General features: G+C 64.3%; 1 protein-coding gene. It reads right to left on the minus strand.

Annotated features, from left to right (window positions below; all coding sequences use genetic code 11):
* Positions 1 to 11,199, minus strand: coding sequence for a LysM peptidoglycan-binding domain-containing protein (locus tag AAIO73_RS09240; RefSeq protein WP_345877525.1), 11,199 nt, complete (start codon positions 11,197 to 11,199; stop codon positions 1 to 3).
* Positions 11,200 to 11,344: the final 145 nt, after the last annotated feature.

An 11,344-nucleotide genomic window follows, 5' to 3' on the forward strand; every position in this document is an offset into this window, starting at 1 on the left:
TCATGGAACCTTTTTCAGATAACCCTTACCGTATGCGTAGTCGAGCATCTCGCGCGTTGCAGTATTATACTTTGTTGTCGAGCCGGAGCTTTGAACCGAGACGCGGCGAATATCCCAAATCTCCTTCGCCATTGCGCCTCGCATGTTGCCTGCATCTATCAACTGCTTAACTTCAGAACGATATAGCGCCCCAGCCAGACCTTGGCTACCATGGCTCGATGTCAGAAGGTGGTCAGCATAGTCCATCTGAATGGCCGGGCCGCTATATGTTGTATAGGGGCTGACACTATCTGCTGGAGCGTGGTGCCGCTCAATGACACCCTTCTGAGCAGAAAGCCGACCATACGCGCCACCACTATATGTCCTTCCGGCGGTCGCCGCTCCCCCTGCGGGCTCTGGGGCTGCCGACAGGCGTCCCGAGATGGGTTCCAACCCCGGACGGGGCACACCCATAGGGGATATCCTGCCGGTTGGCCTCATTGAGGCACCCAAAAGCAATCCACCCGCTATGATATCGGCGTTCGTGCTGGCGTTTATCGTGTTAGCGTCGGCACCGAGATCATAAGCAACTATTCCAGCATTAATTGAAACCTGATCGGCAACACTCAATGCGTTCACGAAAGCGACATTGCGTCGCATTTCCTTCATGGATGCGTCGCTGGGTGGGTTCGTTAGGATTGGCATTCCCGCGGAAATAGCGGCTTGCCGGGAACTATAATCTCGTCCAGCGAAATGATACCCGGGTTGGTATAACCACAAGGCTCCCGAAAACGAACTAACATACGACCCTAGCGAGCTGTTCAGTGAGAAGGTCGGTTGGTAGTTGTCAAGCTGGCGCAGCCAGTGAAGCTGACTGTAGTCGAAATTGGATGTGACCGTACGTTTACTTAGATCGCCGGTTACGACCAGTTCGTCGCCGTTATCGACGGCATACACGACACCGGGTTGGCGAGGTTCGTAGATCGGCACCGCGTCTTTGACGATGCGCGGCGTGTATTGACGAGTATCAGCGTCGACACCGCTCGCCCGTGGAGCGCTCAGATCACTATTGCTCCCACCGTCGGAAGCGCTCAAGGCGTCGGAAATACCCTGACTGTCCGAATATTCGTCCGAAGCCGACCCACCCGTCGACCCACCGCCGCCAGGCCGGCTAAGGCTCGCAACACCCCTTGCCGCCAGTCTGCCGATGGTCGCACCAATTACGTCAGGCAACACCGCCAGGACGTTATCGCCGAAGCTTGTGCGGGTAAGGATGCTACGCGTTGCAGCGCCGGCAATCCCGGACGCATAGCCTGCAGCTTGCTGTCGCCACGCAGACGTACCGTTACCGGCGACCACCTGCCCCACCCCGGCGGTTACTGCGGAAGCAGCAAGCCCGGCCCAGTCGAACCGGCTTTGCTGCTTCGTCGCGATGGCAACGCCCTGCGTTACGACGTTGCCCAAAACGCCGCGAACGACTGCCCCCTGAACTCCGCTTCCAAGCGGAAGCGTACCCAGCGTACCGCCAACCGCCGCACTCAAGCCGGCCATGGCGACCCCGCCCCAGCTGAACTTGTCCTGCATTCCCATACCGATGGCGAGGCCCTGGCTCGCCGCCGAACCGACCATCGCTCCCGCTACGCCGGCGGCGATGGTGCCGGTCACGCCTAGCGTAGCGCCACTCGACGCAGCGAACGTAGCCAGACTTCCGGTCCCAACTGCGGTCAACGAACCAGCAAACGACGCCCCCGTCGCGAGCGCTCCGATACCGGCCGTCGCAATTGCGGTTACGGCAATCGCAACGGCTGCCAGCAATATCTTCCCAAACCCGCCGCACTTGTTCCCGCGCTTTGCCTTGGGGTTCGGGTTGATGTCGCCCAGGACATCGGTCGGGTCATAGGGCTTGTACGTGTCGGCATTGTAGGTCGAGCGGACTACGCCCGCCGGGATCGTCAGCACCTGCCCGGCGACCAATACGCTGTCGGCACCGAGGCCGTTGGCGGTCGCGAGCTTGTACCACAGCGACGCGTCGCCCCAGACCTGGTCGGCAACGCCGCTCAGCGTGTCGCCGGCCTGCACCGTATAGCTGCGCCCGGCGCTGCCGGTTTCGAAGCTGTTGATGCGATCGATCGTCTCGGCGAAATGCGACCCCCGCGGCTGGCCGCCCAACGGCGCGAAGGTCGATTTGTCGTCGGGCTTCAAACCACGCCGATTGATCGATTCCTGATAGCTGTCCGATGCGCTGCCGTTATTGCCGACATAACCGATCTCGCGACCGCCATGTCGGTACCAGATTTCGTGCGGGTCGCCGGTGTCGCGGTAGTCGTCTTCGTCGCGGCGAATGGCTTGGCCGGCGAGGTCGTTGATGAAGGTTACCGTGCGCGAGCGATCGCCGCCAATCGACACGGTCTCCAACTGGCCAACGCCGCTGTAAGTATAACTGGTGTAGGCGGTGTTCGCGTTCGTCTTGGTGGTGACCGTACCGGTCAACTGCGCGCCGTCGCGCCATTCGTAGTTGTTGCTACTCGTCGTCGTGGTACTGTTACCACCGTTGACGGTAGTGGTCGACGTTACCTTCAGAACCGCGCCCAGCGCATAGTCGGTGCCGGTGCCGTATTCGGAACTGGTCGTCGTATTGACCGTGTCCGTGCCCTGTTTGGTCACGGTCGTCTCGGCGACGATCTGGCCACGGCCGTCGCCGTCATAGGTGAGGACCCGGTCGTAAATCGCTTCGTTGCTTCCCCCCCGGTCGGTCTGACGCGTGAGCCGGCCAAGTACGTCATATTCGTAGCCGGCCGACCCGGTCAGACGGTAAACGCCGTCTTCCGAAGCCGTGCCGTCGCCATTGTCGATGTAGCCAGTATCCTCAGACGTTACGGCGAGGAGTTGCCCGTCATCACGCCATTCATAGGATTCCCGGCGAGAAGCACGATACTCCACCGTCTTCTCGCCACGACCGCCCTGTTCACGGTCGGGATCGAACACCGAGGCATAGGTAAGGACGCTGGTCAGTGCCGTCGCCCGGCTGCCATCGACGCGGTAGGTGATTTCGGTACCGTCGCCGCGTTCGATGCCGTTGGCGCCCATCCTGCCGCCGTCGAGCGTCATTCGGTTCATCGAATCGAAGCGGAACCAGCGTTCCTCAGGGGGGGTGTCGCGGACGGAACCATCCTGTTTCAGCGTGGCATAGGTCGCGTACGTGCGCATGATGTTGCCGTTCTTGTCGTACAGCCAGCTCATCAACGCGGTCGGTACCGCGTCGCCGGTATCGGCCCAGGACCGCATCCGGTTCTGCATGTCGAAGATCGCCTCGCTCCGGCGATAGACGACGCCGTCCCGGGTGAAGGTCTCGGTCGCGCGGTTGCCGACCTGGTCGTAGCCGAAGGTCGCGACCGAGCGCACGCTGCCCGAACCCAGATCGCTGGTCTGGGTGGCGAGCAGCCCCGTATTCAGCCACGTGAAGCTCTGGCTCTCAAGGCCCGAGATCGTCGCGATCCGCCCCGCCTGGTCATAGCTGGTCGTCGCGACGTTGCCGCCCATGTCGGTACGGGTGGTCAGGCGGCCGAACGTGTCCTTGACCTCGATCGTCTGCTTGCCATTGGCGTAGGTCGTGGTCTGCCGCCAGCCGCCCGCGACGCCGAGGCCGCTGTCGACGGTGGCGTCCCACGCATAGCTGTTGGTCGTGACATCGCCGCCAAAGGCACGGTTGGTGGTGATCCGCCCGGCGACGTCGTAATCGGTCGTCTCGCGGTCCGACGCCTCGCGCCCGGTCTGGCTGTGCGTCAGCCGCCGGCCGAGCGAGTCGTAGGTGTAGCTGTGGGCGACGTCGCGGCTGTTGACATTGCTGGTGGTGAGCAGCCGGCCGAGCTTGTCATAGGTCGAATAGGTCGCGCGGCCCAGTTCGTCGGTGCGCTTCGCCAGATTGCCGGCGTCATCATAACGCTGGAACACCCGACCACCATCGGCATGATATTCGGCCGTCACCAGTTCGGCCGCCCCGCCATAGCCGGTGCCGCCGGCCAGCCGCCGCGTCGTCAGATTGCCGTTGCCGTCCCTGGTCCCGGCCAGCCGCCCCGAAATGTCGTAATAGCGGGTTTCGGCAATGCCGGTTTCGTCGATATCGGCGCCCAGCACCACCGGCCGCCGGATCGACGTTACCCGGCCCATCCGGTTATAGGCGTAATAGGTGGTGGCGTCGCGCGCGTCGGTATCGCTCGCGACCTCGCCAAAGGCGGTGTAGCTGCGCGACGTGCGCAGGTCGGTCCCGCCGGTCACGCCGCTGGCCAGTTCGCGTTGCAGGCTGTGGACGCGCGTCACCTGTCCGCGGGCGTCATATTGGGTGGCCGTCGCGACGATGCCGTTGGCGGGATCCCCCATCACCCGTCCCTCCAGCGTCGCCATGCGCAGGACGTTGCCCAGCGACGCGTTCTGGACCTTGGTCGCCCCGTCGCTTTCGAGCGTCAGCGTCTGCCGGCCCGCGCCGTCGTACATGAAATAGCGCCACGTCCCGTCGCCGCCGGTGCTGCGCCACATGCGGCCGGCGTCGTCATATTCATGCTGTTCCTGCACCAGTCCGCCGACCGAGCGCGAGACGAGTTCGCCGAAGACGTTGTAGGTGAAGAGGACTTCGGGCGGGGAACCGGAGGTGGTGAGGCTGGTGAACTCGGTGCTCGAGCGCGTCCATTTGGTGGCAAAGGACTGTCCGCGCAGCCGCCCGACGCCGTCATAGCGATAGATGACCCCTTCGCGCAGGACCGCGTCGGCGCTGTTGCGGCGCGAATAGGCCTCCGCCAACATGTTGCCGACGCGGTCGTAGAAATAATAGCGGGTCGACCCCATCGCGTCGGTCATCGCGACCTTTCGGCCCAGTTCGTCGTAGCGATGGGTCGTGACGCGGTCGGTGCCCTCGACGGTGCGGACCAGATTGTCGATGCCGTCGTAATAGTAAGCGAGCTGCGGGATCGCTTCGTCATCGGCGCTGTTGATCAGATTCGGGCGCTGTTCGCCGATCAGCCGCCCGGCTCGGTCATAGGCGTAGAGCGTGGTATCGCCGGTCGCCTCGCGCTTCGACGTGATGAGGCCGAGGCCGTTATAGGTGTAGGTGATTTGGGCATCGCCGGTGACGTCGGTCAGCACGCCGCTGGTCGGATCGACGCTCCACGCCACCACGTCCTTGCGCGTTTCGGTCAGGCGGCGGCCGTTGCGGTCGTAGGTGAAGTCGGTCACCCGGTCGTCGGTGTGGGCAGTCCCGACCGGACGCTCGCTCGCCGATGCATTGGCGACCGCCACCGCATAGCGGCGCTCGGAGACAGTATTGCCCTCCGCATCGAGGGCCCATTCGGTGAGATAGCCTGCCTGGTCGACCTGCGCGACCTTGCGGTCCAGCCTGTCGTAATAGGACAGGATCGACGCGCCGGTGGCGTCGGTGGTGCGCACGACATTGCCCACCGCATCATAGGCGACGCTTTCGGTCAGCGTGCCGGTGCCATAGACATAGCTGCCGCTGGCGACGTCCCATGCCCCGGTACGGATGCCGGCGATGCTGGTCGACACGCGGCGGCCGAGCGCGTCATTGGCATAGGTCGTTTCGCGATAGTCGCCGGTCTCGGCCGGGCGGCTGTCGGTCGTCAGTTGCGACGTGGTGACGGCGGTCGCATAGGCGCGACGGCGGATCAGGCCACCGTTCTGGTCATAAGCATAGGTGACATAGGCACCGGTCGCGTCGACCTCGCCATTCTTGCGGTCGAGCGCGTCGTAATAGAACCAGGTGTGGCGGCCATTGGCATCGGTGCGCCGCGTCAGGTTGCCATGACGGTCATAGAGATATTTCTCGGTCGGCTGGGCGGTGCCGGCATTCACGCTGGATCCGGGCAGGCCGTAATCGACCGCCTCGCCGCGCTTCTCGATGAGGCGGTTCAGCGCGTCATAGCTGTATTCGGTGACGCGCTGTTCGGTAAGGCCCCAGGCTTCGACCATGCGGATCCGGTTGCCGCGCGCATCGTAGCGATATTCTGTCCGAACGCCGCCCGCCTCCTGCGCACCGGCGACGATCTGTGCATTGGCGGCACGCCCCTCCGCCGCACCATAGCGGGCGTAGTGATCCAGCGGGTCGATGCCGGCAGCGGCAACGTCCGGATTGTTCGCGAGATAGTAACGGGTATCGAAATCGGCATTCGGATTGCGACCGGCGCGCCAACCGGAATTCTGCCAGTGCGCATACAATGCCGCCGGATTATTGGCGATATTTGCCAGATCCTCATAGGTATTGGCATAATACACCGGATCGAAATCGACGATCTTCGAGGTGCTTGTCCGCGCCGATCCCGTTGCGTCCCAAGCCGTCTTCGCTACATTTTCTGCGAAGACTTGTCCGCGGCGGTCGTAGAAGCGAAAGGTCACCCCACCGAGCTTGTTGGTCGCCTGCACCACTTCGCCGAAGCTGTTGTAGCGGCTGTTTTCGCTATATCCTTCCGCATCGACGGTGCGCACGACGCGGCCGAGCTTGTCGTAGAAGAATTGGGTAACCGCGTCCTTCGGATCGGTCGCGACGATGGGCACCGTTCCGATCGCGGCGGCGTTCGTCGCGCGCTGTTTGCGGCGGGTGACGGTCGCAATCTGGTCGAACGCGGTATAGCTGGTCTCGGTAACATAGTCCTCGGCATCGCGGACGGCGATGACGCGACCGGCGGCGTCGTAATGGCTGTAGGTCGCGCGGCCGGCTTCATCGACGATCCGCACCCGCTGCCCGAACGAGTCATAATCGTAGGACTGGACCTGCCCCAGCGCATCGGTGCGGGTCAGCATCCGTCCTTCGCGGTCATAGGAGAACCGGGTCGTGCTGGTGCCGTCGGGCGCGACCTGGGCGAGCAGGTTGCCGAGGCCGTCATAGCTGTAGCGAGTGGTCGACTGAAGGCCGTCGGCATCCTCGATCCGGGTGACGACGCGTCCGGCGGCGTCATAGCCGAGCTGGGTGCGGACCTGGTCGACGGTGCCATAGGCCGCCGTCGTCGACTGGACGGTGCCGTTGACGTTGTAGGCGTAGCGGGTGACGGTGCCTGCGGCGTCGGTCGTTTCGAACACCTGCCCGGCGGCGTCGTAGCTGGTCGAGGTGACGGTGTAGCTGCCGGTCTGCCACGCGGCGACACCGGCAATGGTCGTGCCGTCGTCGGCGCCGGCCATGGCCGTATCGTAGCGGACTACCGCGACCACCCGCCCGGCGGCGTCGTAATCATAGCGGCTGACATAGCCCATCGGATCGATGGTGAAGCGCAGTTCGCCGCGCGCCGCATAATAGCTGCGGGTGATGCGGTTGTCGCCATGGCCGCCATTCGCGCTGCCCCATGCCGCCATCGTCTCGTCCGTCGGCAAACTGGCGGTCGCGTAGGCGGTGGCGAAGCGCGTCGTCTTCACGACATTGCCGGCTGTGTCATATGCATAGCCGGTGACCGATCCGGCAGCGTCGATCGCGAAGGTCAGATTGCCCTTGCCGTCATGGACCGCGAAGCTGCGCCGGTTGGCCGCGTCGTTCGTCGCGCCGGCGTTGGCCAGCCCCTGCGTGACCGTGGCGACATTGTAGCTGCCCAGCGCCGCGATCGGGCGGGCATAGGCGATCGTCTGGCGCACCGTGCCGGTCGCGTCGCCGGCACGCGGGCCGGCATAGACATATTCGGTGACGCGGTTGACGGTATCGATGGTGAAGCGCAGCAGCCCCTGCCCGTCATAGACCGAACGGACGATGCGGTCGTTCGCGGTGCTGCCGACGTCGGACAGCAGCGCGGTGAAGCTGGCCGAGGTGCGCAGCGAATCGGTCGTGCGCTTGGCGAAGCTGGTCGCGGACACGCGATTGCCTGCCGCGTCATAGACCGACCGGCTGAGATACCCCTCCCCGTCGAGCGTGCCGACGACATTGCCGTCGCGGTCGTAGAAGGTGCGGCTGACACTGTCGCGGGCGCTGTCGGTCGTCGGACGGGTGACGGCGGTCGGCAGCGTCGTCTTCAGTCCGTCGACCGCCAGCCGGTTGGCATAGGCGGTTTCCCTGAGCAGCCGGCCGGATGCGTCATAGTCATAGACGACGCTGGCCCCGGTCGCGTCGATCCGCTGGACCACGCGGCCTTCGCGGTCATACACGATCCAGTTCCAGCTGTCGGCCGCCGAAGCCGCGGGCCGTAGCGTGGCGATATCGATATCGACCGCCGGATCGCCGAGGCGCGCCATCTGTTCGGTCGACAGCGCGGTGCTCCAGCCGATCGTCGCCACCAGCCGATCGTTGCGGTCGTAGCGATATTCGGTCAGCCGGCCCAGCGGATCGACCTCGCCGGTCTTGCGCCCGGTCAGGTCGTAGATGGCATAGCGGCTGTTGCCGAAACTATCGGTGGCGATGCGGACGCGGCCCACCCGGTCGTAGCGATAGCTGGCGCTGCCCGTCCCGCTATAGCTGCCCGCCTCGCTGCTCGACACCAGGTCGCCGGCACGGTTGTAGGTCGAGGTCTGCACCGCGCCGCTGGCCAGCGTCACGACCGTCCGCGCGCCGGCATCATCGAAGGCGATTGTGGTCTGGCCGCCGTGCACGTCGGTCGATCCGATCATACGCCCCATGCCGTCATAGACGAACAGCTCGCGCTGCCCGCCGGTGACGCGTTCGAGCAGACGGCCCGCCGCGTCGCGGACGAACACCGTTTCGGCATAGCTCTGCGCCGTTGTCGGATCGCCACTGCTATTGGCTGCACCGTCACGCACGATGCGCGAGACTTCGCCGCGCGCATCATATTCGTAGCGGACGATCATCCGCGCCGATTTGTCACTGAGCCCCCCGACCCAGTTGTTCAGGGCCGTTTCGGTCAGCGATACCGAAGTGCCGAGCGTATCGGCGGTGAAGCTGTCGGTGCGGACCAGCAGCCCGTTGGCGTTGTAGGTGTAGCGCGTCACGCGCCGGTCGGCCGACACCGTGTACCGCAGGCGGCTGGCGCTATCGTAGATATTGTTGCTGGCGATGGTTTCGGCCGCCCCCGCCGATACCGCACTGGCGGAGGTGCGCAGCAACTGGTTCTTCGCATCATAGGTGCGGGTGACGACGTTGCCGAGCCGGTCGGTCGTGGTCAGCAGATTGCCGGCCGCGTCATAGGTCATCTTCGTGACGCTGCCGCTCGGGTCGGTGACCGATGCCACGTTGCCGGTGCTGGTATAGCTGAACTGCGTCACCTGCTGCACGCCGCCCGCTTCGCTTGCGGGTGCGGTGATCCGGGTCAGGTGCCGCGCCGTCTCGGGTTCGTCGACCGGTCCGATCAGGTTCAGGCCGGCGACGATTACGCCCGCCCCGGCTGGTTCGTCGTTCGCCAGCGCGACGAACAGGCGAGCGTAGCCGGTTTCGTCTTGGGTATAGGTGCGAGTGATCAGGATCGTCGTCGCTTCGGTCGATGACAATCCACCGACCGCATAGAATCCGCCCGTTTGCCGACCAAGCGAACCCGGCCCCGACAGGATTCGCGCATCGGACAAATCGTCCGCGCCCCATGCACTGACCGAGCCGCCCAGCCCCAGATGGTGGCCCTGCACCGATCCGGTCGCCTTCAACGTGATGAGGAAGCTGTAGGTCTCGCCCGCCTTGGCGGTGAAGCTGCGTTGCAGGTTCGCGGCGGTATTCTCGGTCTTGACGGTGAATTTATAGGCTGGCGCGCCGCCGATCGCGCTATCGTTCGCGCGGCTCAGATTGCTGGCGGTCCATTTGGTCGCGTTCATCCGGTCGAGCGACGACGCGGTGGTGCTGCGCACCAGCGTCTGCCCGCCCGCGATCAGTGACGTACCGGCGCGGAAATTACTGCCCTGATCGACGTAGAAATACGCGCCGCCCGATCCGGTCTTGTCGTAGGTGCGCGCAATTTCGACACGGGTACCCTGCGTCGTCGATAAACCTACGACGCGCCAGAAGCCGCCGCCCAACGATTCGATGGTCCCCGGACCCGACACGATGCGTGCCGTCGAGACGCCCGGGCCACCCCATCCGTTCTGTTCGGAATACAGTCCCAAGTCCTGCGTGGTAACGTCGCCGACCGCTTGCAGATCGATGCCAAAGTTGATCGTCTCACCCGCCGTCACCGCGAAGTTTTGCGAGGAGCCTGCCCAGCTTCCCCCGGTCTGCACAGTATAGCGGACCGCCGCCGCGCCATTGATCGTCGCAGCCTGTCGGGCGAGATTGGCGCTGCTCCATACCTTCTCGTCGACCGCGAAATCGCCGGGCGCGAAATCGAGCCTTGTCACCTGTCCCGCCGGATCAGTGATTGACGTGAAATCGGTGCCATAGCTCAGCCGGGTGACACGTGTTGTCGCCCCGTCGACCATTTGCGTGACCGCCGTCACCCGGTTGTACGCGTCATATTCGAAATCGACCCGGGTGCCGTCGGTCTGCGCGACCGACGCGATCAGCCGGGTGTCGCCGACATAGGTGTAGGCGCTGCCATAGCTCTTGCCATCGGCGATGCTGTTGTCGGCCGGGGTCAGGTCAACGGTCGCGCTGCTTAGCCGGCCGAGACTGTCATAGGTGTAGCGGGTCCGCGTCTGCATCCGCTCGACGCCACCCTGCGTCGTGAAGGTGCGGATGTCGGTGATCGCATTGCCACTCCATCCATATTGGATGCGTTCCCCGTTGGCGGTGCGCAGCTCGGTCAGCTTGCCATCGGCATAGGCGAAGGTCAGCGCATTGCCACTCGGGTCGCGCTGTTCGGTGATGTAGGATTGCCCGCCGAACTGATAGCCATAGCGTTCGACGAACTGACTATCGCCGTCGGTCCACGTCCAGCCGGTTCCGTCGGCATAGGCGATGCTGTCATGCGCACCCGCGCCATCGGTGGTGCGGTAGTTGGTGCCGTTATAGGCATAGGTGATGACCGATCCGTCGGACGACACGCGCTTGATGGTCGAACCAAAGGTGTTCGCGGTACCAACCAGCGAAAACAGCCGCCGATCGGTGCTTTGGCGCCAATTGTCTCCATTTTCGTCGGAAAGATCGCCCTGGCTGTTATAGGTCCGGCTGATCGCCGCATCGGGGCCGCGCCCGAGCAGCAATTCATCCTGCTGCATCAGCATCAGATTGCCGTTGGCAGCGTTGAGCAGAAGCTGTTCGCCCGAGCGGCCGAGCGCCGCCTGCCCCAGCGTTCCCGCCCCGCCCAGCACATTGCCCGACCCGCGCTCGAACCCCGTTCCCGCGCCCGTGAAGATGGCCACCATGGTCCAAAACCCCCCAAGAAATCGCGCGGTCGGCGCTCCGCCGTCCCGCTGTCCTGATCCTTGTCGGGGAGGTTTTTCGTTCGTTTAGGACTAAGTTCGACGGGCGCGATCGATCACGTCGCGGTAGATGGACGGCGGGGGCGGA

This window comes from Sphingomonas epibiotica, assembly GCF_039615155.1.
GTDB lineage: Bacteria > Pseudomonadota > Alphaproteobacteria > Sphingomonadales > Sphingomonadaceae > Sphingomonas.